The 25,734-nt window shown below is 65.5% G+C and carries 23 protein-coding genes; 7 read left to right on the top strand and 16 right to left on the bottom strand.

Features of this window, described 5'->3' with window-relative positions:
• Position 1 precedes the first annotated feature (1 nt).
• The 7 genes from cdd to ACRWQA_RS00905 all read right to left on the bottom strand — a co-directional run bounded on the left by cdd (position 2) and on the right by ACRWQA_RS00905 (position 6,963).
• Positions 2-406, bottom strand: coding sequence for a cytidine deaminase (cdd, locus tag ACRWQA_RS00935; protein ID WP_263582057.1), 405 nt, complete (start codon positions 404-406; stop codon positions 2-4).
• Positions 403-1,131: a purine-nucleoside phosphorylase gene (deoD, locus tag ACRWQA_RS00930; protein WP_434228870.1), complete on the bottom strand. Its 729-nt coding sequence runs from the start codon at positions 1,129-1,131 to the stop codon at positions 403-405. The genes cdd and deoD overlap by 4 nt, the downstream gene beginning before the upstream one ends.
• A 10-nt stretch (positions 1,132-1,141) precedes the next feature.
• Complete coding sequence (locus ACRWQA_RS00925) at positions 1,142-2,392, bottom strand: phosphopentomutase (protein ID WP_434228868.1); 1,251 nt, start codon at positions 2,390-2,392, stop codon at positions 1,142-1,144.
• Complete coding sequence (deoA, locus tag ACRWQA_RS00920; protein ID WP_434228866.1) at positions 2,389-3,750, bottom strand: thymidine phosphorylase; 1,362 nt, start codon at positions 3,748-3,750, stop codon at positions 2,389-2,391. The genes ACRWQA_RS00925 and deoA overlap by 4 nt, the downstream gene beginning before the upstream one ends.
• Positions 3,750-4,523 (bottom strand): deoxyribose-phosphate aldolase, encoded by a 774-nt coding sequence (gene deoC, locus ACRWQA_RS00915; RefSeq protein WP_434228865.1) that lies wholly within the window; start codon positions 4,521-4,523, stop codon positions 3,750-3,752. Before deoC ends, deoA begins: the two co-directional genes overlap by 1 nt.
• Before the next feature lie 40 nt (positions 4,524-4,563).
• Positions 4,564-5,835, bottom strand: a complete 1,272-nt coding sequence (locus ACRWQA_RS00910; protein ID WP_263582052.1) for a NupC/NupG family nucleoside CNT transporter — start codon at positions 5,833-5,835, stop codon at positions 4,564-4,566.
• A gap of 219 nt (positions 5,836-6,054) precedes the next feature.
• Positions 6,055-6,963 carry a glycosyltransferase family 2 protein gene (locus ACRWQA_RS00905; protein ID WP_434228863.1) on the bottom strand — a complete coding sequence of 303 codons (909 nt, stop codon included), beginning with the start codon at positions 6,961-6,963 and terminating at the stop codon, positions 6,055-6,057.
• A gap of 350 nt (positions 6,964-7,313) precedes the next feature.
• Here ACRWQA_RS00905 and ACRWQA_RS00900 point away from each other — a divergent pair, with 350 nt between their 5' ends.
• A complete protein-coding gene (locus ACRWQA_RS00900) occupies positions 7,314-8,069 on the top strand; it encodes a DeoR/GlpR family DNA-binding transcription regulator (protein WP_434228862.1) in 756 nt (251 codons plus the stop codon).
• Between the two features lie 206 nt (positions 8,070-8,275).
• On the opposite strand, the gene ACRWQA_RS00895 is transcribed toward ACRWQA_RS00900, so the two are convergent.
• From ACRWQA_RS00895 to norR, 7 genes are all read right to left on the bottom strand, one after another.
• Positions 8,276-9,034 carry a ribonucleoside-diphosphate reductase gene (locus tag ACRWQA_RS00895; RefSeq protein ID WP_263582049.1) on the bottom strand — a complete coding sequence of 253 codons (759 nt, stop codon included), beginning with the start codon at positions 9,032-9,034 and terminating at the stop codon, positions 8,276-8,278.
• Between the two features lie 189 nt (positions 9,035-9,223).
• A complete protein-coding gene (locus ACRWQA_RS00890; RefSeq protein WP_263582048.1) occupies positions 9,224-11,335 on the bottom strand; it encodes an adenosylcobalamin-dependent ribonucleoside-diphosphate reductase in 2,112 nt (703 codons plus the stop codon).
• A 38-nt stretch (positions 11,336-11,373) separates the two neighbouring features.
• Positions 11,374-11,856, bottom strand: coding sequence for a ubiquinone anaerobic biosynthesis accessory factor UbiT (ubiT, locus tag ACRWQA_RS00885; protein ID WP_434228859.1), 483 nt, complete (start codon positions 11,854-11,856; stop codon positions 11,374-11,376).
• A 400-nt stretch (positions 11,857-12,256) separates the two neighbouring features.
• Positions 12,257-13,024, bottom strand: coding sequence for an ABC transporter permease (locus tag ACRWQA_RS00880; protein ID WP_263582046.1), 768 nt, complete (start codon positions 13,022-13,024; stop codon positions 12,257-12,259).
• 2 nt (positions 13,025-13,026) lie between these two features.
• A complete protein-coding gene (locus tag ACRWQA_RS00875) occupies positions 13,027-14,010 on the bottom strand; it encodes an ABC transporter substrate-binding protein (protein ID WP_263582045.1) in 984 nt (327 codons plus the stop codon).
• Positions 14,007-14,783 (bottom strand): ABC transporter ATP-binding protein, encoded by a 777-nt coding sequence (locus ACRWQA_RS00870; RefSeq protein WP_263582044.1) that lies wholly within the window; start codon positions 14,781-14,783, stop codon positions 14,007-14,009. The genes ACRWQA_RS00875 and ACRWQA_RS00870 overlap by 4 nt, the downstream gene beginning before the upstream one ends.
• 88 nt (positions 14,784-14,871) lie before the next feature.
• Positions 14,872-16,395, bottom strand: a complete 1,524-nt coding sequence (norR, locus tag ACRWQA_RS00865) for a nitric oxide reductase transcriptional regulator NorR (RefSeq protein WP_263582043.1) — start codon at positions 16,393-16,395, stop codon at positions 14,872-14,874.
• Positions 16,396-16,539: 144 nt separating this feature from the next.
• Between norR and ytfE the strand changes: the two genes are divergently transcribed.
• On the top strand, positions 16,540-17,196 hold the full coding sequence (ytfE, locus tag ACRWQA_RS00860) for an iron-sulfur cluster repair protein YtfE (protein ID WP_263582042.1): 657 nt from the start codon (positions 16,540-16,542) through the stop codon (positions 17,194-17,196).
• Between the two features lie 71 nt (positions 17,197-17,267).
• Here ytfE and hemN read toward each other — a convergent pair whose 3' ends face one another.
• Positions 17,268-18,653, bottom strand: a complete 1,386-nt coding sequence (gene hemN, locus ACRWQA_RS00855; protein WP_263582041.1) for an oxygen-independent coproporphyrinogen III oxidase — start codon at positions 18,651-18,653, stop codon at positions 17,268-17,270.
• Between the two features lie 117 nt (positions 18,654-18,770).
• On the bottom strand, positions 18,771-19,976 hold the full coding sequence (locus ACRWQA_RS00850; protein WP_263582040.1) for an NnrS family protein: 1,206 nt from the start codon (positions 19,974-19,976) through the stop codon (positions 18,771-18,773).
• Between the two features lie 66 nt (positions 19,977-20,042).
• Here ACRWQA_RS00850 and ACRWQA_RS00845 point away from each other — a divergent pair, with 66 nt between their 5' ends.
• The 5 genes from ACRWQA_RS00845 (at position 20,043) to nosZ (ending at position 25,724) form a co-directional block, all read left to right on the top strand.
• A complete protein-coding gene (locus ACRWQA_RS00845; RefSeq protein WP_263582039.1) occupies positions 20,043-20,468 on the top strand; it encodes a YbaN family protein in 426 nt (141 codons plus the stop codon).
• A gap of 42 nt (positions 20,469-20,510) precedes the next feature.
• On the top strand, positions 20,511-20,957 hold the full coding sequence (locus tag ACRWQA_RS00840; RefSeq protein WP_263582038.1) for an Rrf2 family transcriptional regulator: 447 nt from the start codon (positions 20,511-20,513) through the stop codon (positions 20,955-20,957).
• Between the two features lie 105 nt (positions 20,958-21,062).
• Entirely contained in the window at positions 21,063-21,374 is a 312-nt protein-coding gene (locus ACRWQA_RS00835; protein ID WP_263582037.1) for a c-type cytochrome, read from the top strand.
• A gap of 324 nt (positions 21,375-21,698) precedes the next feature.
• Positions 21,699-23,846 (top strand): transcriptional regulator NosR, encoded by a 2,148-nt coding sequence (gene nosR, locus ACRWQA_RS00830; RefSeq protein ID WP_434228854.1) that lies wholly within the window; start codon positions 21,699-21,701, stop codon positions 23,844-23,846.
• A gap of 3 nt (positions 23,847-23,849) precedes the next feature.
• Positions 23,850-25,724 carry a TAT-dependent nitrous-oxide reductase gene (nosZ, locus tag ACRWQA_RS00825; protein WP_263582035.1) on the top strand — a complete coding sequence of 625 codons (1,875 nt, stop codon included), beginning with the start codon at positions 23,850-23,852 and terminating at the stop codon, positions 25,722-25,724.
• The last annotated feature ends 10 nt before the right edge of the window (positions 25,725-25,734 follow it).

The raw sequence follows: 25,734 nt of genomic DNA, 5'->3' as shown, positions 1-25,734 counted from the left end.
ATCAGTGGCTGAGATTCTCCGGCCCGAACGCATCGGGCAGGAGCTGTTCCATGGTGTAGCGCTTGAGCAGCTTGCCCTCGGCGTTCACCACGTGAATGCGGGTCTCGGCGTCGGCGAATTCGCGGATGCGCTGGCGACAGTCGCCGCAGGGCGAGCACAGGTGCTCGCCGGGGCCGATGACGTAGACGTGGCGCAGGTGCCGCTCGCCGGCGCTGACCATGGCGGCGATGGCTGAGGCCTCGGCGCACAAGCCCTTGTAGTGGGCCACCTCGACGTTGGCGCCGAAGTAGCGCGCCCCGCTCGCGCTTTCCACCATGGCACCTACCGGATGCTGCGAATAGGGCGCGTAGGCGTTGCCACGCGCCGCGATCAGCGCAGCGACGATGGCCGGATCGATGTCACTCATGCCGCCCCCGCCGCGTCGTCGCGCAGCACCGCTTCGAGGGCCACCTCGACCATCTCGTTGAAGCTGCGCTCGCGGGCTTCGCTGGGCAGCGACTCGCCCTTGAGAATATGGTCCGACACCGTGCAGATGGTCATCGCCCGGCCGCCGAACTCCGCCGCCACGCCGTAGAGCCCCGCCGCCTCCATCTCCACGCCGACGATGCCGTAGCGCTTCATCAGCGTGAACAGCTCGGCCTGGGGGTTGTAGAACAGATCCGCCGAGAACAGGTTGCCGACCTTGACCGCCACGCCCTGGGCCGTGGCGGCGTCCGTCGCGTGGCGAGTCAGCTCGAAGTCGGCGATGGCGGCGAAGTCGTGGCCCATGAAGCGGGTGCGGTTGACCGCCGAATCGGTGCTCGCGCCGAGGCCGATCACCACGTCGCGCACCGCCACGTCGTCGCGCACCGCGCCGCAGGAACCAACCCGGATCAAACGCTTCACGCCATAGTCGGTGATCAGTTCCTTGGCGTAGATGGAGACCGAGGGAATGCCCATGCCGTGTCCCATCACCGAGATCTCGCGACCGCGATAGCGGCCGGTGAAGCCGAGCATGTTGCGCACGCTGTTCACCTCGCGCGCCTCTTCGAGGAAGGTCTCGGCGATGTACTTGGCGCGCAGCGGGTCGCCGGGCATCAGCACGGTGTCGGCGAAGATGCCGCGTTCGCCCTGGATATGGGGAGTCGCCATGTCGAGGCTCCTATGCAGCGAGAGGGTCGGTGGGTAGTGGCTCGGGCAGAAAACTCGTGCCATCGGCCATGGGCGCAAGCCCCAGATGCACCGCCAGGCTCTGGCCGATATCGGCGAAGGTGTCGCGCGCGCCGAGCGAGCCGGGCTCGAGTCCCACGCCCAGCGCCAGTACCGGCACCCGCTCGCGGGTGTGGTCGCTGCCGTGCCAGGTGGGGTCGCAGCCGTGGTCGGCGGTAAGGATCAGCAGGTCGTCATCGCGCAACTTGGCCAGCAGCTCGGGTAGTCGCGCATCGAAGGCTTCGAGAGCTGCGGCGTAGCCGGCCACGTCGCGGCGGTGGCCGTAGAGGGTGTCGAAGTCGACGAAGTTGGTCATCACCAGCGAGCGCTCGCCGGCCTCATCCAGCGCGGCCAGGGTGGCGTCCATCAGCGCGTCGTGACCGCTGGCCTTGATCGTTCGAGTAATGCCGCAGTGGGCATAGATATCGGCGATCTTGCCGATGGCGATCACCTCTCCGCCGTCACTCTCGAGCTTCTGCAACACCGTGGGTGCGGGCGGCTCGACGCTGTAATCGCGGCGATTGGCGGTGCGGGCGAAGTCCGCCGCGCTCTGTCCGACGAAGGGCCGCGCGATCACACGACCGATATTGTAGGGCTCGAGCAGTCGCCGGGCGGTCTCGCACAGCGCGTAGAGCCGCTCGAGGCCGAAGGCCTCCTCGTGGGCGGCGATCTGGAACACCGAGTCGCCCGAGGTATAGACGATGGGCTTGCCGCTGGCCACGTGCTCCTCGCCGAGTCGGGCGATGATCTCGGTGCCCGAGGCGTGGCAGTTACCCAGCACGCCGGGCAGGTCGGCTTCGCGCTCGAGCGCCTGGAGCAGCTCGGGCGGGAAGCTGTCCTCCAGGTCGAAGAAGTAGCCCCAGTCGAAGCGCACCGGCACGCCGGCGATCTCCCAGTGGCCCGAGGGGGTATCCTTGCCCGAGGAGATCCCGCGGGCATGGCCGTAGGCGCCGATCACCTCGGCTGGCACGTCAACGCCCTTGGCCCAGCTGCCGGTGCTTTCGCGGTGGGCGTGGAACAGCCCCAGCCGGCCCAGGTGGGGCAGGGCAAGCGAGCCCTGGCGACCGGCACCGTCACACTCTCCGCGAGCGCAGGCGGCGGCGATATGGCCCAGGGTGTCGGCCCCGGCGTCGCCGAAGTCCACCGCATCCGGCGCGCCGCCGATGCCGAAGGAGTCGAGTACCAGCACGATGGCGCGAGTCATGGCGCCTCCCGACGAATCACGTCTTGAATGAGTGTAGGCAATGGGACGTCGCCAGCGGTGACGTCGTTCACTTCGATGGCCGCCTTGAGCTGGGCAGCAGCATGCTCGGCATCGGCTTCGCTTGCCGCATGCACCCAGGCCAGCGGTCGCTCGCCGTCGACCGCCTCGCCGAGAGCGGCGATACCGGTCAGCCCGACCGCGGGGTCGATGGCGTCCTGCGGCGCACGCCGCCCACCGCCCAGCGCCACCACGGCGAGGCCCAGGGCGCGGGTATCCATCCGCGTGATGCGGCCGCTACGCTCGGCATGCACGGGGTGCACGATGGGCGCCTGGGGGAGATAGCGGTCGTGGCGTTCAAGCAGGTCGGCGGGGCCGCCCAGGCCCGCCACCATGCGCGCGAAGCGCTCGGCGGCGGCGCCGCTGGCAAGCCGGTCGTCCAACAGGGCCAGGGCTGCATCACGGCTCTCGACCAGCCGGACGGCCAACAGCAGCTCGGCGGCGAGTTCACGGGTCACCTCGAGCAGGCGGCCGCCCCGCTTTTTGCAGATGAGCAGGTCAATGGCCTCGCGCACTTCGACGGCGTTGCCGGCGCAGGGCGCCAGCGGCTGGCTCATGTCGGTGAGCAACGCGGTGGTGGGCGTACCGGCACGGCTCGCCACCTCGGCGATGGTACTCGCCAGTTCGAACGAGGCCTCATGGGTGGGCATAAAGGCGCCGCTGCCGGTCTTGACGTCCATTACCAGGGCGTCGAGGCCGCAGGCGAGCTTCTTGCCCAGTATCGAGCTCACGATCAGCGGCAGCGACTCCACCGTGGCGGTGACGTCGCGGATGGCGTAGAGCCGCCGGTCGGCCGGCGCCAGCTCGGCGGTCTGGCCGACGATGGCCACGCCCGCCTCGCGCACCAGGGTGCGGAAGCGCTCTCGCGAGGGCGCGATGTCGTAGCCGGGAATCGCCTCGAGCTTGTCCAGGGTGCCGCCGGTGTGGCCCAGGCCGCGGCCGGAGACCATCGGCACGAAGCCGCCGCAGGCAGCGACCCATGGCCCCAGCACCAGCGAGACGAGATCGCCCACGCCGCCGGTGGAGTGCTTGTCCAGCACCGGCCCCGGCAGGTCCAGATCAGGGCCCAAGCCGCGCCACGCCAGCACCTCGCCGGAGTCGCGCACCGCCTCGGTCAGCGCCACCGTCTCGGCGGCATTCATGCCGTTGAGGTAGATCACCATGGCCAGCGCCCCAACCTGGGCGTCGGAGAGGCTGCCGTCGCTGATGCCGCCCACCAGCTCGCGGATCGCCTCGGGCGAGAGCGCCTCGCCGTCGCGCTTGGCGCGGATCAACTCCTGGGGCAGTGCTCGTGCCGGCATCAGTAGCCCTCCGTCGAGCCCTTGTCTTCCCCGACACCCAAGGTTTCCAGCAGGCTGCCGAGCAGGCCCGAAGCACCGAAGCGGAAGTGCGCCGGGGTGATCCAATCCGCTCCCATTACCTGCTCGGCAAGCTGCAGGTAGGCGGCGGCGTCCTCGGCGGTGCGCACACCGCCGGCGGCCTTGAAGCCCACGTCGCGCCCGCTCGCCTTGATCGCGGTGAGCAGGATCTTGGCGGCGTCCAGGGTGGCGTTGACCGTCACCTTGCCGGTGGAGGTCTTGAGGAAGTCGGCGCCGCCGTCGATGGCCAGCATGCCGGCACGGTCGATCAGCCCGGCGTCCTTGAGCTCACCTGTCTCGAGGATCACCTTGAGCACGGCATCGCCGCACTCGCGCTTGCAGGCGGCAACCAGCTCTTGGCCGACCTCGGCGTCGCCCGCCATCAGCGCCCGATAGGGAAACACCACGTCGACTTCGTCGGCCCCCGCGGCGATGGCCGCGCGGGTCTCGGCTGCGGCACGCTCGACGTTGGCCTCGCCGTGGGGGAAGTTGGTCACCGTGGCGATCTTGACCTGGCCGGCCAGGCCCTGCCCGTCCAGCGCCTCACGCGCAGTGGCGATGAAGGCGGGGTAGATGCACACCGCCGCTGGATGACCCGCAGGCGTATTGGCACGGGCACACAGTTCACGAATGACGGCGTCACTGTCGTCGTCGTTGAGGCTGGTGAGGTCCATCAGCGCCAGGGCCTGGCGTGCGGCCTGCTGCAGTTCGGTCATGGTATTACCTGTCGAATCAGGAAGTCGTTGGCAGCAGCCATCAGATCACTCCCCCCAAGGCGAGGAAGAACCCGGCGATGGCCGCCGACATCAGGTTGGAGAGCGTGCCCGCCAGCACGGCCTTCACTCCGAAGCGGGCGATGTCGTGGCGCCGGCTGGGAGCGATGCTGCCCAGGCCGCCGAGCAGGATGGCGATCGACGAGAGGTTGGCGAAGCCGCACAGGGCGAAGGAGAGAATCGCCACGGTATGCCCGCTCATGACCTGACCTGTATTCGCCACCAGCGAATCGCCGTCGATGTAGGGCGCCAGGTTGATGTAGGCGACGAACTCGTTGACCACCAGCTTCTGGCCGATGAAGGAGCCGGCCAGCGTCGCTTCCGCCCAGGGCACGCCGAGCACGAAGGCGAGCGGCGCGAACAGCCAGCCCAGGATCAGCTCCAGGCTCAGCTCCTCGACGCCGACCCAGCCGCCCACGCCGCCGAGCATGCCGTTGATCAGCGCGATCAGGCCGATGAAGGCGAGCAGCATGGCGCCCACGTTGGCCGCCAGGCGCAGCCCCGAGGTGGCCCCGGTCGCCGCCGCATCGAGGATGTTGACCGGCTTGTCCTCCTCCTCGATGACCTGGTTGGCCTCCTCGGTGTCGTCCACCGGCTCCTGGGTCTCGGGCATGATCAGCTTGGCGAACAGTAGCCCGCCGGGGGCGGCCATGAACGAGGCCGCGACGAGGTACTCCATGGGAATGCCCAGTGCCGCGTAGCCGGCCAGCACCGAGCCGGCCACCGAGGCCAGCCCGCCGCACATCACCGCGAACAGCTGCGAGGGGGTCATGCGGGCGATGAAGGGGCGCACCACCAGCGGCGCCTCGGTCTGGCCGACGAAGATGTTGGCGGTGGCCGAGAGCGATTCGGTGCGCGAGGTGCCCAGCGCCTTCTGCAGCGCGCCGCCGAGGATGCGGATCACCCACTGCATGATGCCGATGTAGTAGAGCACGGCGATCAGCGAGGAGAAGAAGATGATGACCGGCAGCACCTTGATGGCGAAGACGAAGCCGACATTGCCGGTATCGGCCAGACCACCGAAGAGAAAGTCGATGCCGTCGTTGGCGTAGAGCACCACCTGGCTGACGCCGGCGGAGATTGTCTGCAGCACCGCCTGGCCGAACGGCACGTAAAGCACGAAGGCGCCGATACCGGCCTGGATGGCGAAGGCCCCACCCACGGTTCGTAGGCGGATGTCGCGCCGGTTGGTAGAAAAGACGAGGGCGATGGCGATCAGCGTCGCCATGCCGACCAGGCTCATGATGGCAGTCATGGAGGGTCCTTCCGTTCGTGCTGGGTGGCCGCGACTGGGGCGCACCTGGTTATAGTAGGAAATGCACTGATGTGACGCGAAATGTTAAATCTATAACATCCATTGTGACAATTCCAACATCCAGGCGCCAGACACAACGAAGCCGCCACGCGTTGGCGTGGCGGCTTCGTCGATGCGCAGAAGACGTGCCAGAACTACTGGGCTTCTCCAGCCGGAAGTTTACTTCGAGCGGTCCAGCAACCGCCGGGACCAGGCTTGCGGCAAGGCCAGGCGCAACAGTAATGGCAAGAGTTCCGATGTCATGCCCGTGAGGCGCAGCGCCGCGAGCGTGGGGCGCGTGGGATGCCCTCGCCGTTTGTTCTCCATTCCCCACTCGAGCAGCTTACGATTCACCGCCGCGAGAAGCTGACGCCTCTCACGGCGGGAAAGTCGCTGCCGATACGGGTCGAGAAGATCCTGAGCCGGATGTGGCGGCAGGACATCGCCACTGGCCGGGTCTCCCTCGGGCTCCTGCCACAAGCTGGTTACGGTGTCGTCGTAATGGATCGCTTCGACTTCGCAGAGCGCCTTGAGCCAAAAATAGTCTTCCCCCCCGTAGGGGTACCGCTCGGGAAATCCGCCCATGGCAAGGAAACGCTGCCGGCGCAGACACGCAGCATGGGGATGGATGAAATCTCCATGGGCATAGGCTGCTAGCGCATCCAGTCGGCCCAGGACGCCTTGTGGGAGCGGGGCCACCTTGATCAAGCCTCGTTGTTCACTCATGCACTGATAGGCATTGATGAACAGTTCTATCTCGGGATGACGGGCTATTGCCTCGGCCATGCGTGACAAATGATCGAAGAGCAGCAGATCCCGGGCGTTAAAAAACATCAGCCAACCACCCATGGCGACCTGCGCTCCGCCATTACACGCCACGAGAGGACCTTCGTCATAACAGGAGTGCAACAACTGCAACCGACCCGCGCGCTCATGATGGTGAAGGAGTTCCAGGGAGCCATCCGTGGACCCCTCGTCGACCACGATCACCTCGTAACCCTTGAACACCTGGCGGAACAGGGACGGGAGGGACGTTTTCAGGTTTTGCGCTTCGTTATAGACGGGTATCACTACCGATATCAAAGGCATACCAAATCATTCCCTGCTCCAGCAGACGTCAATTCGGCAAAGGACGTTCAGGTTACATTGGGTGGGTTGACGTGCTGCCTGATTTTGCCGTCAGCGTTGTGCTGAAAATCGACTAGCAAGAAGCGCTGAAGAAAAAAACTGACTCTGCCTCCGGCGAGAATGAGCGACCTCAGTCATTGACCGCCATTCGGGCACCGCCCGACCCGCTGCAAGTCACACGGCGCTACGCCCGGGCGACGAACGCTTTTCGGTCGGAGTGGAAAAACGGCATCGGCTGGCTCAGCATAGAGCCAGCCAAAGTGATCTTCGAGCCAGGTTCTTGGAAACCATGACAAGGTGGGGAGCAGTAAATGAATGACCGCAGCGCCATGCGCCTGGCCCGCCTGCAGCAGGCGCTCGTCGCCGCCGGTACCATCCATCTTCGCGAGGCCGCCCGCCTCTGCGGTGTATCGGAGATGACCATTCGCCGCGACGTGGCCGCAAGCGATGGTGCCATGACCCTGCTCGGCGGACGCCTGGTGATGGCCAACAACCCTCACTATTCGTCTGCCTACGACCTAGACCGGCAAAAGGATAGCCACGCCCTGGCCAAGCGCCGGCTGTGCGAGCGGGCCGCCGGTTTCATCGAGAACGGCGACACCCTGTTCATGGACTGCGGCACCACCCTGCTGCCCCTGGTAGGCAGGCTCGCTGCCTTTGAGCGGCTCACCGTGGTGACCTATGCCCTCAATGTGGCCAATGCTGTCAGCCTGTTGCCTGAGGTGCGCCTGGTACTTCTCGGTGGACTTTATCATGCCAGCTCTCGGTCCTTCGGCGGCGACGACATGAGCGCGGCGATCAAGCGCCTGGGCATCAATCGCGCCTTCATTTCGGCTGCCGGCGTGCACGCCGAACGCGGCGTGAGCTGCTTCCACTTCCACGAAGTCGCCCCCAAGCAGGCCGCCATTGCCTGTGCCGAGCAGCGCCTGCTGGTGGTCGACGAGAGCAAGGTCGGCCAGGTGCGCCCCGCTTACTTCGCCCGGCTCGACGACTTCGACGTGGTGATCACCGACGGCGACATGGCACTGCCGCAGGCCAACGGCGGCCCCAGAATCGTCGCCGCCTGACGCCCAGACGCACCGAAGCCGGAACAAGTCCGGCTTCGGTGGAGATATGACCGAGCGCAGCCAGTTAGGCTTTAAACGAAAAGTCGGCGAGCGAAGGTCAGACAAGGCAAAAATCGGCGAAAGGACGGAGTTTACGTGTTGTAAATGAGTACCTTGAGCCGATTTTTAACGCAGTATGGCCGAGCGCAGCCAGTTTTCATCCAAGCCTAGCCGCACTTGGACCAGCCGCAACCTGCATAACAGGTGGGGCAGCCGTCCATCATGATCAGCTCGCCGCGGCACTCGGGGCAGTGCCCGACCACCGTGGGGCCGTCGCCCTTGTCCGCCTCCGACGCTTGGGCCTGGGCCTGCTGCTCGGCCTGGGCCTCCTCCTCGAGGGTGGGTGGCTGCCAGGGGTGGCCGTGCGCCAGGCGATGGGCGTAGCGGCTGACCAGGTCCTCCACCGGCACCTGGTTGCCGTCCTGGTCGAGGAAACCGCGGCGGTAGAGGATCTGCTGGATCGACCAGGCGATGGCGGCGACCTCGGAATCGTGGAACATCGGCTTGCCCCAGCGGTTCATGCCGCAGCGCACCAGGCCCTTGTCCCAGGCTACCTTGCGCAGGTCGGCCACCGCCTGGGTGACGTAGCCGCCGCGGGCGGCCAGCGACAGGCTGCGCATGGTGGCGGTGATCCACTGGTGCTCGCTGGAGAGCTGGCCGGAGGGGAAGAAGAACTCCACCGGGCGCTCGATCACCACGCGCTTGCCGTCGAGTACGCCCTCTACCGGCATGAAGGAGACCAGCAGGTAGACCTTCTTGCGGCCCTCGGCGCCGACGTAGGAGATCTTCTCGGAGACGGCCTCCAGCGTCCCTTCCGGGCGCGAGGGGATGCGTACCGTGAGCGGGTTCTCGTCGGCCAGCGGCACCTCTTGCACCGCCTTCTTGACGCTGTAGGAAACGATCTTGGACTTGATTTCGACGGCCATCAGCAGGCTCCTGCGGAAAAGGATTCAAAGGCGCGCAGCTCCACTCGCTCGGGGCTAATCCGGCAACACATCTGCGAGGAGGCGCTGTGAATACTTCCCTGTACGCTACCTACGCCATCCATGGCGTAGGACCTCCTCTTCGACGTGTTCCCGGCGCCCCTCGCTGCCGGCAGTTGGAAGTGCTCTGGCTTACCACTTCCCATAGGTGCCTTCCTTCAGCGCGTCATACAGGTTCGCCGCGTTGTGCTCTTCGCCGTCGTAGACCACCTTCTCGTCGCCGGCAAGCTCCAGCGTCTCGCCGTTCTCCAGCTCGAACACATAGGTGGTGTTCTTGAGGTCGTCCTCGCGCACCAGCACGCCCTGGAACGCTTCCGGGTTGAAGCGGAAGGTGGTGCAGCCCTTGAGCTTGCTCTGGTAGGCATCCAGGTAGAGGTCCTTGAACTGCTCGAAGGGGAACTCGGTGGGCACGTTGACCGTCTTGGAGATCGCCGAGTCGACCCAGGCCTGGGCCGCCGCCTGCACCGCCACATGCTGCGTCGGGGTCACCGAATCGGCGGTGATGAAGTAGTCGGGCAGGTCGCTCTCCACCGCGTCGCTGGCGATGAAGTGGCGGTAGGCGGCGAGCTCGAAGGAGACCACCTCCACCTGCTCCTTGGTCTTCTTGCCCGACTGGATCACGTTGCGGAAGTAGCGGTGCGAGAACGACGGCTCGATGCCGTTGGAGGCGTTGTTACCCAGCGACAGCGAGATGGTACCGGTCGGCGCGATGGAGCTGTGGTGGGTGAAACGCGCACCGTGCTCTGCCAGTGCCGCGACCAGCTCCGGCTCCACCTCGGCGACTTTCTGCATGTAGCGGCTGTAGCGCGCGTGCAGGATGCGCCCGGGCACCTTGTCACCGATCTCGTAACCGTCCTTCGCCAGCTCGGGACGCTCGCGCATCATCTTCGGCGTGATCTCGAAATCCTCTGCCAGAACCGGCGCCATGCCCTTCTCGCGGGAAAGTTCCAGTGCCTGCTTCCAGCCCTCGATTGCCAGGTTGCGGCTCACCTCCTCGGTGAAGGCGAGTGACTCGGGCGAACCGTAGGGGATCTTGAGCATGGTCAAGGTCGAACCGAGGCCGAGGAAGCCCATGCCGTGACGACGCTTGGCCTCGATCTCGCGGCGCTGGCCCTCGAGCGGCAGGCTGCTGATCTCGACCACGTTGTCGAGCATGCGGGTAAAGATCGCCACCACCTGGCGGTAGCGCTCCCAGTCGAAACGCGGCTTCTTGCCGAAGGGGTCGATGACGAAGCGGGTCAGGTTGACCGAGCCGAGCAGGCAGGCGCCTTCCGGCGGCAGGGGCTGCTCGCCGCAGGGGTTGGTGGCACGGATCTCTTCGCAGAACCAGTTGTTGTTCATGCGGTTGACCTGATCGATCAGGATGAACCCCGGCTCGGCGAAGTCGTACGTCGAGCTCATGATGGTGTCCCACAGCTCGCGCGCCTTGATCACCTCGACGATGCGACAGGCCACGCGTCCCTCGGCGTCGACGCTATAGCCCTCCTCGACCACCGGCCAGTCGCGGTAGATCAGGTCCTCGGGCTTGACGTCATCCTTCTCGCCGGCGTGCAGTGGGAAGGCCAGCGGCCAGTCGGCGTCGTTCTTCACCGCTTCCATGAACTCGTCGGTGATCAGCAGCGAGAGGTTGAACTGCCGCAGCCGGCCGGCTTCACGCTTGGCCTCGATGAAGCTGCGCACGTCGGGGTGGCCGACGTCGAAGGTGCCCATCTGCGCACCGCGGCGACCGCCCGCCGAGGCCACCGTGAAGCACATCTTGTCGTAGATATCCATGAACGCCAGCGGGCCGTTGGTGCCGGCACCGGCGCCGAACACGAAGGCGCCCTTGTGGCGCAAGGTCGAGAACTCGTAGCCGATGCCGCAGCCCGCCTTGAGCGTCATGCCGGCATCCACCACCGAGGAGAGGATGTCGTGCATGGAGTCGCGGATGGTGCGCGAGACGGTGCAGTTGATCAGGCTGACCGCCGGCTTGTAGTCCTCGGCACCGGCGTTGGACATGATGCGCCCGGCGGGAATGGCGCCGTGCTCCAGCGCCCAGCGGAACTTGGGCAGCCACTCCTCGGCACGCTCGCCCTCCACCGCGGCCAGGGCACGCGCGACGCGCTCCCAGGTCGCTGCCACGTCCTTGTCGACGGGGCGTCCGTGACGATCCTTGAGACGATACTTGGAGTCCCAGATATCGCGTGAGGGCACTTGCATAGGCACCTCGAGGGATGTCTTGACGGCCTTGGTGGAAGTACTCATGCAGGGGATCTCCAGTAAGGGTCAAAAGTTCAAATCGTTCAACGTTCCTGGCGCGCAAGACGCTCGAAGCGCACCAGCCATTCACCCAGCCGCCCCTGGGCCAGGCCCTCCTCGCGGCCGTCCAGCAGGTTCTTGACCATCAGTCCGAGCTCGGTGTCGCCCTCGATCACCAACCGGCGCTGGAAGAACAGCGCATCGGGATCCTCGCGCCGAGTCGCCAGGCACAGGAACTCGCGCCAGCCGCCGCGAATGGTGGCTTCGCCCGTCTCCGGGATGAGCCTGAAATGCTCGCCTTCGAGGGTCAGCGTCAGGATCATGCCCAGATCCTCCACATGCAGCGAGATCCGGCGCCCCTCGAGGGCATCGAACTCGCCCTCGGCCAAGGGCTCGGCGAAGGTGCGGTTGAGCAGCGGCTCGATCAAATGGCGCTTCAGCGTGAGCGGCACGCGCGGGTCGATGGCGCGAATCAGGCGGATCGGGGCGGGCGGACGTGGCAAACGCGACAGGGGCAGCGGAAACATAGCGACTCTCCGATGGAGCGAACCAGTGGATTCGGCGCGACCACAGGCCGCGAAACCGTTCATCCTAAGCCCGACGCCGCCCGTCTGCACTGATATGCGTCAAGCTAGTGCCAGCGCCCCGACCGGGGCCTTGGCTACCATATATAGCCAAGCCTGACGGATCAAGCACCACATCTAGACTTTATTTTAAACGGTAGCGCTTGCATTTCGGTAACTGCCTGATCCCCAAGCGCCAGTATCGGGAAGCTGGCACGGCGATGGGCAAGGATGGCAGCGAAACGTTGACGAAGGTGGCCGAAAGGCAGGGTCGCGAGAAATGCCGGGACGACAAAAAACAGCCGGGGCGCTGCGATGCGACGCTCCGGCACGTGCCAGCAAGAGACTCTATCTCAGTAACTGATCAAAGGTACTGATAGCGAAGAAGGCGGTACTTGATGCGCTCGAGGATGACCTGGTCGATCACCGCCGCGAGCACGGCGATGACCAGAATATTGGTCATCACGCCGGTCATGTCGGCGATCTCGCCCGAGTAGGCCAGCGACTTGCCGAGCCCGGCGCTGAAGCCGACGATCATTTCTGCCGAGATCAGTGCCCGCCAGGCGTTGCCGAAGGCGAGCTGTGCGCCGGTGATCAGCTCCGGGGTGACCGCGGGAAAGTAGACGCGCTTGAGCATCTGCATGCGCGACGCCCCCATCACCCGCGCGGCGTCGATATGCACCCGCTCGACGCTCTCGGTGGCATTCATCACGCTCAGCGCGGTGGGGAAGAAGGCGCCCACCGCCACCACCACGATGATCGGCAGGTTGCCGAAGCCCATCAGAATCAGGAACAGCGGCACCCAGGCGATCGAGGGGATCGACTGCAGGATGATGATGGCCGCCTTGAGGGTGCTGCGCACCGCATTCAACGTACCGCCTACCAGCCCCAGCACGATGCCGGCCAACAGGGCCGCGCCGTAGCCCGCCCCCAGCCGCCCCATGCTGTTGCCGAGACCATGGTAGAACTCGGCGCTGCCCAGCTCTCGCCACAGGCGCATCAACGCCACGTGGACATCGGGCATCAGAAAGCTCGGCAGGAACCAGGCGGCCACCTGCCAGAAGAACAGGATCAGGACGATGGCCAGCACATAGGCTCGCTTGCTGGCCACGCCGGTAGTGGTATTGCCCATGCTCAAATTTCGCGCTCTTCCTGCCAGGAGAGATCCAGCAGCGCATCCACGTCGAAGGCCGCCCCACCATCGAGGATGCCCTGGGCCTGCATGATCTCGGCCAGCTCCTTCATGCGTGCGATGTCGTCCTCGGTGAGTTCGGCGCTGAAGTCATTAGTGGCAATGGCCTGGGCGATGACCTCTTCGCTGGGAACGGTGCTGCCGTCACGCGCCTCGATCACATCGTCGTTGACGAAATAACGGGTGATGTAGGGAGCGGCCTCTTCCGGCGAGTTCTCGAGCATGTCGATCGCCTCGCGCTGGGCGTCCAGCGCCGCCCACAGCACGTCGCGGCGGTTCTCCAGGGTTTCGGCGGAAGTGATCACCACCATGCACGGGAACGGCCACACCTCACCGATTTCGTAGATCTCCTTGACCGGCGCTTGCAGTTGGGCGAGACGAGCGTAGGGCTCGAACAGGAAGGCGGCATCCACGCGGCCGCCGGCCAGCGACTGGATCGCCACCGAGGGTGCCACGCCCATGATGTTGAGGTCGTCAGGGGACAGCCCGGCATCGGCCAGGGTCACGCCCTTGAGCACGATGTCCGCGGTACTGCCCTGCTTCTGCGACGCCAGGTTCTTGCCGGCCAGGTCGGCCACCTCGTCGATGCCGGCGTCCTCGCGAGCCAGCAGCGCATGGTAGCCACGCTGGGCGCCGCCGACGATGCGCAGGTCGGCACCGCGGTCGGCCCAGGTGAAGGCGTTGGAGAAGCCCAGCACGCCGATGTCGAGCTGGCCACCGACGATGCCCTTGATCAGGTCGGTGCCCGAGCTGAACTCGATCAGCTCGGCATCGAGGCCGTACTTCTCGTAGAGCCCGGCCTCCTGGGCGAGCATCACCTGGGCGTCGTCCATTACGCGCACATAGCCGACCCGGAACGGTTCGTTGGCGAACAGCGGGGCGGCAAGCAGCAGTGACAGCAGGGGAGCGATGAGCCAACGTGTCATTGCACGTCTCCTTTCTCGGTTTGACGTTCGGTTTCCTGGACCTGCGTATCGATGCCGAGCAGCGAGAGCACTTCCCGACGAACATCGGCGAAAGCGGACAGGTCATGGGTCTTGGGGATATGACCGAGCGTGAACTCCTCGAGCACCCGTGCCGGACGCTGGCTGAACACCAGTACGCGGTCGGCGAGATAGAGCGCCTCGTCGACGTCGTGGGTGACCAGCACCACGGTGGGCCGCTCCTCCTCGATCAGATCCTTGAGCACGCTCTGCAGCGTCAGGCGGGTCAGCGCGTCGAGGGCGCCGAAGGGCTCGTCGAGCAACAGCACCTTGGGCCGGGCGATAAAGGCCCTGGCCAGGGCGCAGCGTTGACGCATGCCGCCGGAGACCTGATGCGGGTAGTAGTCCTCGAAGCCATCGAGCTTGACCCGAGCCAGCCACTGCACGGCCTGCTTGCGAGCCTCGCCCGCTGGCCGCCCCTGGAATTCCAGCGCCAGAGCGACGTTCTGCCTGAGCGTCATCCACGGGTAGAGCGCATGCTCCTGGAACACCAGGGTGCGCTCGGGCGCCGGACGCTCGACCGAACGGCCGCCGGCCTTCACCTGGCCCTCGGTGGCATGTTGCAGACCCGCGACCATATGCAACAGGGTCGACTTGCCGCAGCCGGACGGGCCGACCAGGGCAACGATCTCGCCGTCGCGAATGGTTGTGTCGAAGGTGTCGATCACCCGCAAGTCACCGAAGGACTTGGTGACCCGTTCGAACTGAAGCTGCATATGAGCGTCCGGAACAACTATATATACAAAAATGGAATACTTGATAGTTCAGTATATAACCATTTTTCCGAGCTTGAAAAGCCGAAGGCTACTTTATTCCCAACCGACGTGCCAGCTTGTGCAGGTTGCTGGGATCGACGTCGAGCTGCCGGGCGGCCTTCGCCCAGTTGCCGTCGCAGGCCGCCAGGGCCCGGCGAATGGCATGACGCTGCGCCTCGGCCACCTGCGTTTTTAACGCCGGCCCCGCCTCGGTCTCCTGCGGCCCGTCGGGCGCCGACACGAAAACCGGTTGCCGGCCGATGGGCAGATCGAGCCACTCCGGCTCGAGGGTGACGATGTCGTCGCGCTGCGCGCCGTGGCCCAGCGCCTTGATCGCTGCGCGGCTGATGACGTGCTCCAGCTCGCGGACGTTTCCCGGCCAGGTGTAGCCGAGCAGTGCCGCCTCGGCCTCAGGCGCGAGGCGCAGGCTGCGCACGCCCAGCCGCGTTCGGTTGATCTCGAGAAAGTGGCCGGCGAGTACCAGCACGTCGCTGTCGCGCTCGCGCAGCGGTGGAATCGCCACCGGATAGACCGACAACCGGTGGTAGAGGTCAGCGCGGAAGTGACCGTCACGCACACCGTCGGCCAGGTGCCGGTTGGTGGCGGCGATGATACGCACGTCGACCTGACGCGGGGTGTCCTCGCCCAGGCGCTGGATCTCGCCGTTCTGCAGTGCGCGCAGCAGTTTGGCCTGGACGATCAACGGCAATTCGCCCACCTCATCGAGGAACAGGGTGCCACCGTCGGCGGCTTCGAAGCGCCCCGCCCGGTCGGCCGTGGCTCCCGAGAAGGCTCCCTTGACGTGACCGAACAGTTCGCTCTCTGCCAGCGTCTCCGGCAGCGCCGCGCAGTTGACCTGAACCAGCGGCTGCTCACGGCGCGGCGAGCGCTGGTGCAGGCGACGGGCAAACAGCTCCTTGCCTACGCCGGTCTCGCCGCTGAGCAGCACCGGCAGGTCGGACTCGGCCACCACGTCGAGCTCCCGCAGCAGCCGCTGGAGCACCGCGCTATGGCCGAGAATCTCGCCCCCATCGCCGGATTCCACCTGGACCACGGCGTCATGGCGCGCCACGCGCAGCGCGCGCACTTCCTGCTCCAGACGTGTCATGCGTACCGCCGCCTCGGCGAGTAACGCATAGCGCTCCAGCGCGAGACGGTCCTCGTCGTCGAAGGTCCCCGCCAGCAACGCATCCAGCGTCAGCACGCCCCAGGGCTCGCCTTCCACGTGCAGGCTGATGCCCATGCAGTCATGGACGTGGAGCGGCTCGCCGGGATGCTGCTCGATCAGGCCATCGTAGGGATCGGGCAGGGACGAATCGGGTGGGAACAGGGTCGAGCGCCGGCTGGTGAGGATAGTGGCCAGGCGTGGATGGCGGGCCACCTCGAAACGGCGGCCCAACGCTTCGCGGACCAGGCCGTCCACCGCCACCGGGGCCAGGACTTCGTCCTGCAGGCGAAGAAGGCACACTGCACCACAGCGAAAACCCTCGCGCAGGGTGCGCACCAGGCGCTGCAGGCGCACGGCGCTGGGCAGTTCGGTGGTCAGGTCGGCAAGCAGCGAGTGGTCCAGCATGGTGAAAATCACCTCTTAAAAGGTAAAAACAACCTTACTTGGCCGGGGTGCTTTTCACCATGACTGATTTAACCAATTGAAATAATAGAGTTGGCACGACGATTGCTCAGACAGAAAGGCATCCCATCGTATGAGGAACACCGCATGAGCCTGCTGGAACAGACCGTCGGCCGCATCGCCCTGTCGCTGCCCGGCGCTACCCGAATTTTCCATGTCCACAATATCGACTTCTGCTGTGGCGGGCGCATCAGCCTGAGCCAGGCCGCCGAACGAGCCGGCCTGCCTGCCGACAAGCTGGTCGCCGAACTCGAGGCACTACCGGCCGTCAGCAGTGAACAGCGCGACTGGCGCGAGGCCAGTAACGACGAGTTGATCGACCATCTCCTCACCCGTTATCACGACGTGCACCGCGAGCAACTTCCCGAGCTGATCCGCATGGCGCGCCGGGTCGAGCAGGTTCATGGCGAGCGAGACAGCTGTCCTCGCGGTCTGGCTGACCTGCTGCTGGTGATCTACCAGGAGATGGAAAGCCACATGCAGAAGGAGGAGCAGATCCTGTTCCCCATGCTGCGCCGCGGTCTGGGCGCCCAGGCCCAGGGGCCGATCGCGGTGATGCGCCATGAGCACGACGACCACGGCGAGAACCTCGAGCAAGTGATGCGGCTCACCAATGACATCACCCCGCCCAAAGGCGCCTGCACCACCTGGCGCGCTCTCTATACCGGCCTGCGCGAGTTCCGCGAGGACCTGATGGAGCACATCCACCTGGAGAACAACCTGCTGTTCGAGCGGGTCGTCTAAGTCCCGCGTCGGACGAAAACGGCGCCCCTCGGGGCGCCGTTTCCCGTTACGGAACGGATTAAAACGGGGGATCACACCGTGCGCGAGAAGCGGCCTTCGTTGGGCTTGAGGTAGGCATCGAAGGCCATCGCCATGTTGCGCATCATCAGGCGCCCGGCGGGCTTAACCTCGATGGCGTCGTCGCGGATCGTCAGCAGGCCGTCCGCCTGCATCTCCTCGAGTTCGCCGAGGGCGTCGGCGAAATAGTCGCGGAAGGCGATGTCGTGGCGCGCTTCGATGGCGCCGAAGTCGATGCGGCCGTGGCACATCAGGGCGTTGATCACGTCGCGACGCAGGCGGTCGTCGTCGTTGAGGCGGTAGCCACGCATCACCGGCAGCCGCCCGCTCTCAAGGCGCGCCTGGTACTGGGCGGTCTCCTTGACGCTCTGGCTGTAGCTGTCGCCGACCTTGCCGATGGAGGTGATGCCCAGGCCGATCATGTCGCAGTCGGCGTGGGTGGAGTAGCCCTGAAAGTTGCGCTGCAGGGTGCCGTTCTCCATGGCCAGGGTCAGCTCGTCTTCGGGCAGGGCAAAGTGGTCCATGCCGATATAGACGTAGCCGGCCGCGGTCAGGCGGCGAATGGTCAGCTCGAGCAGCTCCAGCTTGCGCTCCGGTGGCGGCATGTCTTCAGGGCGGATCAGGCGCTGGGCCTTGAACAGCTCCGGCAGATGGGCATAGCTGTAGGCAGCGATGCGGTCGGGGCGCAGGGCGATGATCTTGTCGAGCGTCGTATCGAAGCTCGCCACCGTCTGCAGCGGCAGGCCGTAGATCAAGTCGACGCTGACCGACTGGAAGCCGGCCTCACGCGCCGCCGCCACCAGCTCGACCACCTGCTCTTCGCTCTGCACCCGATTGACCGCCTTCTGCACGTCGGGGTCGAAATCCTGAACGCCGAAGCTCAGCCGGTTGAAGCCGAGGTCGTGCAGCTCGTGGATCTGGGGCGGCGTGACCGTGCGCGGGTCGACCTCCAGCGAGAACTCACGCTCTGAGGCCTCGGCAAAGTGAAAGGCCTCGTCGAGGGCCATCATCAGCTCGCCGAGTTGGGCATTGCTGAGGTAGGTGGGCGTGCCGCCGCCCAGGTGCAGCTGGGTCATGCGCCGGCTCTCGTCGAACAGCGCGCCCTGCACGCGGATTTCCTGCTTCAGCCACTCGAGGTACTCGGCCGCCCGCTCGGTGTTGTGGGTGATGATCTTGTTGCAGGCACAGTAGTAGCACAGGCTCTTGCAGAACGGGATGTGTACGTAGACCGACAGCGGCTTGGGCGTGGCGACGCGGTTGCTTCGCTCGGCGGCAGCACGGTAGTCGTCCTCGGCGAAGGCCGCATGGAACTGGGGCGCCGTCGGGTAGGACGTATAGCGAGGGCCCGGACGGTCGTACTTCTCTACCAGCGGGCGATTGAACAGCAGGTCGTCTTGCATGATCGGAACAGCCTCTTGAAACGTCGGCGTGGCAAGCCATGCCTCATGCCCGACAGTATGACATTCGGCGAGAGGCAACGTCTCGACAGCTCACCTTTCTATTGTCCGGGGTCAAGTCTAGCGCCTCGGGCCAAGTGTATGCGCCGCGCCATGTCTGCCGGCAGGCAATCGCTCGGGAATCCGGCTCAACCAAACGGTCAGGCGCCAGGCCACCAGCAGCCAGCCCAGGCTCCAGGCTGCTGCCGAGCACCACAGCAATGTCAGCCAGGCGCTGCCCGCCTCGATCGCCCATAGCCGCAGTGCGGCAGAGGTGGCGAACAGCCCGGCCAAGGGAAGCAGTGCCCACTCGCGTTCGGGGCGCTGTTTCGCCCGCGAGATGACGTGACGCAGCATGATACAGCTGGCAAGCGTGCCCAACGCCCCCACGGTAAAGGCGTGCAGCGCCGTGCTGGCGTGCTCCGGCGCCCACCAGCGGCGCGCCAGCAGCAGCAACCCGATGGCAATCCAGGCGTAGCCCAGCATCAACACCTGCAAGTCGAGCCTCGCCACGCACCGCGCCGGTTCCCAGCGCAGGATACGCCACAGCAACAGGAGTCCCGCCGCCAGCGTCGTCACCGCAGCCAGGGGATGCAGCGGCTCCCACGGCGCCAGGAAGGCCACCAGCCCCAGCAGTACGATCAAGGCCGCCTCGGTCCGCGGCTGCACGCCGGCGCCAGTCTGTCGGGAGGTCTGCATCAGGTAGCCGTTGACCGCCGGCGCGATAACGCGCCCGCCCATGAAGGTCATCAGCAGCACCAGCCACAGCACGCTCTGATGCATCAATGGCGCCGTGGTGGGCATGTCGTCGAAGTAGCGCCAGGTCAGGGTCACCACGGCCAGCAGGCAGATCATGCCCAGCAGCGGCGAGAGCAGCCGGTTGCGCCACTTCTTGGCGGCGATGAAGCGCGGCACCAGGTGTGCGGCCACCCACAGAGCGAAGACCCCGTCGGCCAACGAGGCCACTACCGCCCCTGGCCAGTCCAGCACGCCCAGCCGGCCCACCAGCCACAGCACCACCAGCATGATGAGTTGCCGCCGCGGAACGGGGCCCAGCAAATAGCCCGCGATCACCGCCAGGGCGAAACCGAACAGCATCTCGCGGGCGTGGGCGGCCGGCGACGCCAGCTGCACCGGCGCCCAGCCGTGATACAGCGCCAGCAGGGAGAGCGGCACCATCAGGGCGGCATGCAGCGCCGACAGCGGAAATAGCCAGCGCCAGGCCGGTAACCGGAGAGAGTTGGCGCCGGTCGCATCGACACCGGGCTTGGCAATGTCTTTAAACATGTATATAAAATACTACTTAGTACCGTCGCTGGGAACCGGCGCGAGGGAGCCATGAGAAACGGAGCCATGAGGAACAATGCTTCACGCCTGGCCTGGCTCACCCTGGCCTACGGCTGTATCGGCCTGGGAGCCGTCGGGGCCGTGCTCCCGCTGCTGCCGACCACGCCGTTCCTGCTGCTCGCTGCTTGGGCGGCCCCCAAGGGCTCGCCGCGCCTGGCGCGCTGGCTGTGGCAGCATCCGCGGTTGGGGCCGATACTGCAGGCCTGGCAGCTCCAGCGTGCCGTTCCCAGGCATGCCAAGCGCATGGCGGCGATACTGCTGGCCCTGAGCTGGCTGATACTATGGGTGAGCGGCGCATCCGGCTACGTACTGGGCGCGACGGCAGCGATCTTCTGCTGTGTAGCCGCTTTCGTCTGGACGCGACCCGATGCCACACCCCTGGGCGCCGGACGCCACGAGGCGAGCAGCACTGTTATGATAAGAAGGTTTTAGCATACTTAAATTGATGCTTATCAAGCCAATAACGGACTTGCCATGCACCTGACCCGCTATACCGACTATGCGTTGCGCGTGCTGATCTTCCTGGCCGTCAAGGGCGAGGAACGCTCCACGATCCATGAAATCGCAGAGAGCTTCGGTGTCTCGCGCAACCATCTGATGAAGGTGGTGCAGGACCTCAGCCACCGCGGCTACATCACCACCATCCGCGGCAAGAACGGTGGGCTGCTGCTCAATCGCCGACCTGAGGAGATCACCCTCGGCGGACTGGTAAGGGACACCGAGCACGAGCTCGGCCTGGTGGAATGCTTCCGCGACAGCAATGACTGCGTCATTACCCCGGCCTGCCGACTCAAGCCAATTCTCAATGAGGCCATGGATGCCTTCATGGGCGTCCTCGATCAATATACGTTGGCCGACATGCTCGGCAGGCGACAGCCACAGCTCGCCCGCTTGATGCAGATCGCCACCAGCCCCGCCTGATTGTGCCAAGATTAGCTTTGGCTCTAAATCGAGACCAGACGCCAAGCGGACTCCTTTCGCTCTGTACTGGCTTAACCGTGAACTAGAAAGCATCAGGAGAAAACCATGAAGAAGTTGACTGCCGCCCTGCTCGCCGGTGCCGCCAGCCTGGTATTTGCCGCCACCGCCCAGGCAGAAGCCGACGGCGAGGCGGTGTACAACCAGGCTTGCATGGCCTGCCACATGACCGGCGCCGCCGGCGCCCCGATCCGCGGCGACGCGGATGCCTGGGCACCGCGCATGGAGCAGGGCATCGACACGCTCTACACCCACGCCATCGAGGGCATCGGCGCCATGCCACCCAAGGGTGGCCAGATGGGCCTGAGCGACGAGGAAGTCCAGGCCGCAGTCGACTACATGGTCGAACCGGTGCTGTAAGCCAATTCGCACTCAGGCTCGGCGTCTTGCAAGCCTGATAAAGGGGCGCCATGCCGCATTCGCGGCATGGCGCCCCGTCTTTTTTCGGCCATCTCTTCCGCTCTTCCTCCCCGCTCTTCCGGTTCCGGTGCCTTTCGCTCCGTCACGCCGCCTACCCCTTTAGGGCTACCCACAGAGCTTCGGCTTTCATCACTCGGGCCATGACCCACGTCAATTCCAGCGCCAGGAGCAGCTGGCAAGATAGGCCTCAGCAACAAAAGTCATATTTCACATGCCTGTTCAATGAGCCACCTCTTCGAGGCCCTGCAGGTAAGGAAACAAGGAATGCCCATGCCTACCCGGCGCAGCGCCCCGTCTCCCCTGGCCCACACCTGGCTGATCGGTCTGCTGATGCTGCTGTTCACCCTGCCGGCCATGGCCATCGAGCTGGAGCAGGTTCGCCCCGGCTTTCCCGAGGCGACCAGGTTGAGCGAAGCCGAGGGCACCCTTCCCACCATGACGGTGCTGGATGATGCCAATGCGCCGCTGGGCTACGTCTTCGAGAGCGTCGATATCGCCCCCATCCCCGCCTATTCGGGCAAGCCGGTCAACCTGCTGGTAGGCATCGATCTGGAAGGCCGCATCGTCCTGGCGGATATCCTCTCCCATGAGGAGCCCATCATGCTGGTGGGTATTCCCGAGACGAAGCTGGAGGGGTTCGCCGATGCGCACGTTGGCGCCCACGTCAACGACCGCCTGAAAGTGGGCGACAATCTGGACGCCATCTCCGGCGCCACCGTTACCGTCATCGTGGTCAGCGACACCATCCTGCGCACCGCGCGCAGGGTCGCCGCCGAGCAGGGGCTGATCGCCGATCCCTCCGCCATGCCGGTGGCTCGGGTACTCGCGGACGTCTATGCCCCCGCCGATTGGGAGACGCTCACCGGCGACGGCACCATCCGTCGTTTTCAACTGACTCATGGCGAAGTGGACGAGGCTTTCGTCGGTACGCCCGCGGAACACTACCTGCATACGCCGCAGCCTGCTGAGCGCCCCTTCATCGAGCTGTTCTACACCTACCTCAACCCGCCCACCGCCGGCCGCAACCTGCTGGGCGACACCGGCTACGAGCGACTGATGGCGGAGCTCGGCGAGGGCGAGCACGCCATTGCCGTGATGGGCCGCGGCGACTACTCCTTCAAGGGCTCGGGTTACGTGCGCGGCGGCATCTTCGACCGCCTCGAACTCAGCCAGGGCAACGCCACCGTCAGCTTCCACGACAGCGATCACATCCGCCTGGGCAGCCTCGGCATCGAAGGCGCGCCCGACTTCGCCGAGCGCGACATCTTCATCATTCGCGAGGGTGCCGCCTTCGACCCCGGCCGGCCGTGGCAGCTGGAGCTGCTGGTGCGCCGCGCCTCCGGCCCGCTGGATACCGAGTTCAGCCGCTTCAGCGCCGACTACAGCGTGCCCGAGTCTTACATCGAACGGCCCGAGGCCCCCAAGGAGGAGCCGATCTGGGTCCAGGTGTGGCGCGACAAGGCGTTCCAGATCGCCATCCTTGGTGCCGGCCTGGTGGTACTCACCGGCATCATGCTGTTCCAGGACGTGCTGGTGCGCTACCCGCGGATCATGCGTCCGCTGCGCCTGGGTTTCCTGGTCTACACGCTGGTATTCATCGGCTGGTACTCGCTGGCGCAGCTCTCCGTCGTCAATGTGCTCACCTTCACCAACTCGCTGATCACCGGCTTCAGCTGGGGGTCGTTCCTGATCGACCCGATGATGTTCATCCTCTGGTCGTTCGTGGCGGTGAGCCTGCTGCTATGGGGTCGCGGTGTGTTCTGCGGCTGGCTGTGCCCCTTCGGCGCACTGCAGGACCTGGTCAACAAGGCCGCACGCAAGCTGGGCGTCAGGCAGTATGAATTGCCCTTCGGCCTGCACGAACGGCTGTGGGCGATCAAGTACATCATCCTGCTGGCGCTGTTCGCCGTCTCGCTGCATTCGCTGGGCACCGCCGAGCGCTACGCCGAGGTGGAGCCGTTCAAGACCGCCATCACCCTGCGCTTCCAGCGCGAATGGGGCTTCCTGCTCTACGCGCTGGGCCTGGTCGCGATCTCGGCCTTCACCCACAAGGCCTACTGCCGCTACGTCTGCCCGCTGGGCGCGGGACTCGCCATCCCCGCCCGCCTGCGCCTGTTCGACTGGCTCAAGCGTCATCGCGGCAGCTGCGGCACGCCCTGCCAGATCTGTGCCAACGAATGCGAAGTGGCCGCCATCCATCCCGACGGCCGCATCAACGCCAACGAGTGCCACTACTGCCTCGACTGCCAGATCACCTACCACGACGACCGTCGCTGCCCACCGATGATCAAGCGCCGCAAGCGCTACGAGAAAGCGGCGCGCGTATCGGGCGACAAGGGCCGCGTCGAGATTCACGAACCCGCCAATGCCGTCGATCGGCTGCAGCGTATTCCGACCCACCAAGAGGACTGAACCATGAGTGACAAGAAGCAGATCGAGAACCTCGGTCGCCGGCACTTCCTGCGCAACAGCGCGGTGACCGGCGTTGCCGGGGCCGGCCTGGCCAGCGGCTTCGGCGCCAGCGCGCTGATGGCTAGCCGCCAGGCCCAGGCCGCCGGCGCCGCCGAGGGCAGCGTGGCACCGGGCGAACTCGACGAATACTACGGTTTCTGGAGCGGCGGCCATTCAGGCGAAGTGCGCGTGCTGGGCGTGCCCTCCATGCGCGAGCTGATGCGCATCCCGGTGTTCAATGCGGACAGTGCCACTGGCTGGGGCATCAGCAACGAGTCCAAGCGCATCCTGGGCGAGTCCGCACGCTTCCTCAACGGCGACAGCCACCACCCCCACGTCTCGATGACCGACGGCCACTACGACGGCAAGTACCTGTTCATCAATGACAAGGCCAATACCCGCGTGGCACGCATCCGTCTCGACATCATGAAGACGGACAAGATCACCACCATCCCCAACGTCCAGGCGATCCACGGCCTGCGCCTGCAGAAGGTGCCGCACACCAAGTACGTGTTCTGCAACGCCGAGATGCCGATTCCGCAGGTCAACGACGGCCGCGACCTGGAGAATCCCGAGAATTACTGGACCATGTTCAACGCGGTGGACGCGGAGAGCATGGACGTGGCCTGGCAGGTGATCGTCGATGGCAACCTCGACAACACCGACGCCGACTACACCGGCCGCTTCGTCGCCGCGACCTGCTACAACTCCGAGAAGGGCGTGACGCTCGCCGACACCATGCGCGCCGAGCGTGACTGGGTCGTGGTGTTCGACGTCGACGCGATCGAAGCCGCCGTCGCTGCCGGCCAGTACGAGACCCTGGGAGACTCCCCGGTGCCGGTACTCGACGGCCGCAAGGGCTCCCAGTTGACCCGCTACATCCCGGTGCCCAAGAACCCGCACGGCCTGAACACCTCGCCGGACGGCAAGTACTTCATGGCCAACGGCAAGCTGTCGCCGACCGTGACCATCATCGCGATCGACAGGCTGCCGCAGCTGTTTGACGACGCCATCGAGCCGCGCGATACCGTGGTCGGCGAGCCCGAGCTGGGCCTGGGGCCGCTTCACACCACCTTCGACGGCCGCGGGTATGCCTACACCACGCTGTTCATCGACAGCCAGGTGGCCAAGTGGAACATCGAGGACGCCATTCGCCACTACAACGGCGAAGAGGTGAACTACATCCGCCAGAAGCTGGACGTGCACTACCAGCCCGGCCACAACCACGCCAGCCTCACCGAGTCGCGCGATGCCGACGGCAAGTGGCTGGTGGTGCTGTGCAAGTTCTCCAAGGACCGCTTCCTGCCGGTGGGCCCGCTGCGCCCCGAGAACGACCAGTTGATCGACATCAGCGGCGACGAGATGAAGCTGGTGCACGACGGCCCGACCTACGCCGAGCCGCACGACTGCATCCTGGTGCGCGCCGACCAGATCGACCCGCTGCGCGTATGGCGGCGTGACGACCCCTTCTTCGCCGATACCATCGCCATGGCCCAGGCCGATGGCGTCGATGTCGAGCGCGAGAACAAGGTGATTCGCGATGGCAACAAGGTGCGCGTCTACATGACCTCCGTCGCGCCGACGTTCGGCCTGACCGAGTTCAAGGTCAAGCAGGGTGACGAAGTCACCGTGGTGGTCACCAACCTCGACCGGGTGGAGGACCTGACCCACGGTTTCTGCATGGTCAACCACGGCGCGCAGATGGAAGTCGGCCCGCAGCAGACCGCCAGCGTCACCTTCGTCGCCGATAAGCCCGGGGTGTTCTGGTACTACTGCAACTGGTTCTGTCACGCCATGCACATGGAAATGACCGGCCGCATGCTGGTCGAGAAGGCCTGATAGCCCTCGG

The organism is Billgrantia sp. C5P2 (genome assembly GCF_051062895.2).
Note: the sequence above shows the minus strand (reverse complement) of the source record. Positions and strands in the feature narration are given on the sequence as shown.

Bases quoted from the DNA above. Each gene is read 5' to 3' on its own strand.
- cdd (WP_263582057.1), bottom strand. From the start codon at position 406: ATGAGTGACATCGATCCGGCCATCGTCGCTGCGCTGATCGCGGCGCGT.
- deoD (WP_434228870.1), bottom strand. From the start codon at position 1,131: ATGGCGACTCCCCATATCCAGGGCGAACGCGGCATCTTCGCCGACACC.
- ACRWQA_RS00925 (WP_434228868.1), bottom strand. From the start codon at position 2,392: ATGACTCGCGCCATCGTGCTGGTACTCGACTCCTTCGGCATCGGCGGC.
- deoA (WP_434228866.1), bottom strand. From the start codon at position 3,750: ATGCCGGCACGAGCACTGCCCCAGGAGTTGATCCGCGCCAAGCGCGAC.
- deoC (WP_434228865.1), bottom strand. From the start codon at position 4,523: ATGACCGAACTGCAGCAGGCCGCACGCCAGGCCCTGGCGCTGATGGAC.
- ACRWQA_RS00910 (WP_263582052.1), bottom strand. From the start codon at position 5,835: ATGACTGCCATCATGAGCCTGGTCGGCATGGCGACGCTGATCGCCATC.
- ACRWQA_RS00905 (WP_434228863.1), bottom strand. From the start codon at position 6,963: ATGCCTTTGATATCGGTAGTGATACCCGTCTATAACGAAGCGCAAAAC.
- ACRWQA_RS00900 (WP_434228862.1), top strand. From the start codon at position 7,314: ATGAATGACCGCAGCGCCATGCGCCTGGCCCGCCTGCAGCAGGCGCTC.
- ACRWQA_RS00895 (WP_263582049.1), bottom strand. From the start codon at position 9,034: ATGGCCGTCGAAATCAAGTCCAAGATCGTTTCCTACAGCGTCAAGAAG.
- ACRWQA_RS00890 (WP_263582048.1), bottom strand. From the start codon at position 11,335: ATGAGTACTTCCACCAAGGCCGTCAAGACATCCCTCGAGGTGCCTATG.
- ubiT (WP_434228859.1), bottom strand. From the start codon at position 11,856: ATGTTTCCGCTGCCCCTGTCGCGTTTGCCACGTCCGCCCGCCCCGATC.
- ACRWQA_RS00880 (WP_263582046.1), bottom strand. From the start codon at position 13,024: ATGGGCAATACCACTACCGGCGTGGCCAGCAAGCGAGCCTATGTGCTG.
- ACRWQA_RS00875 (WP_263582045.1), bottom strand. From the start codon at position 14,010: ATGACACGTTGGCTCATCGCTCCCCTGCTGTCACTGCTGCTTGCCGCC.
- ACRWQA_RS00870 (WP_263582044.1), bottom strand. From the start codon at position 14,783: ATGCAGCTTCAGTTCGAACGGGTCACCAAGTCCTTCGGTGACTTGCGG.
- norR (WP_263582043.1), bottom strand. From the start codon at position 16,395: ATGCTGGACCACTCGCTGCTTGCCGACCTGACCACCGAACTGCCCAGC.
- ytfE (WP_263582042.1), top strand. From the start codon at position 16,540: ATGAGCCTGCTGGAACAGACCGTCGGCCGCATCGCCCTGTCGCTGCCC.
- hemN (WP_263582041.1), bottom strand. From the start codon at position 18,653: ATGCAAGACGACCTGCTGTTCAATCGCCCGCTGGTAGAGAAGTACGAC.
- ACRWQA_RS00850 (WP_263582040.1), bottom strand. From the start codon at position 19,976: ATGTTTAAAGACATTGCCAAGCCCGGTGTCGATGCGACCGGCGCCAAC.
- ACRWQA_RS00845 (WP_263582039.1), top strand. From the start codon at position 20,043: ATGAGGAACAATGCTTCACGCCTGGCCTGGCTCACCCTGGCCTACGGC.
- ACRWQA_RS00840 (WP_263582038.1), top strand. From the start codon at position 20,511: ATGCACCTGACCCGCTATACCGACTATGCGTTGCGCGTGCTGATCTTC.
- ACRWQA_RS00835 (WP_263582037.1), top strand. From the start codon at position 21,063: ATGAAGAAGTTGACTGCCGCCCTGCTCGCCGGTGCCGCCAGCCTGGTA.
- nosR (WP_434228854.1), top strand. From the start codon at position 21,699: ATGCCCATGCCTACCCGGCGCAGCGCCCCGTCTCCCCTGGCCCACACC.
- nosZ (WP_263582035.1), top strand. From the start codon at position 23,850: ATGAGTGACAAGAAGCAGATCGAGAACCTCGGTCGCCGGCACTTCCTG.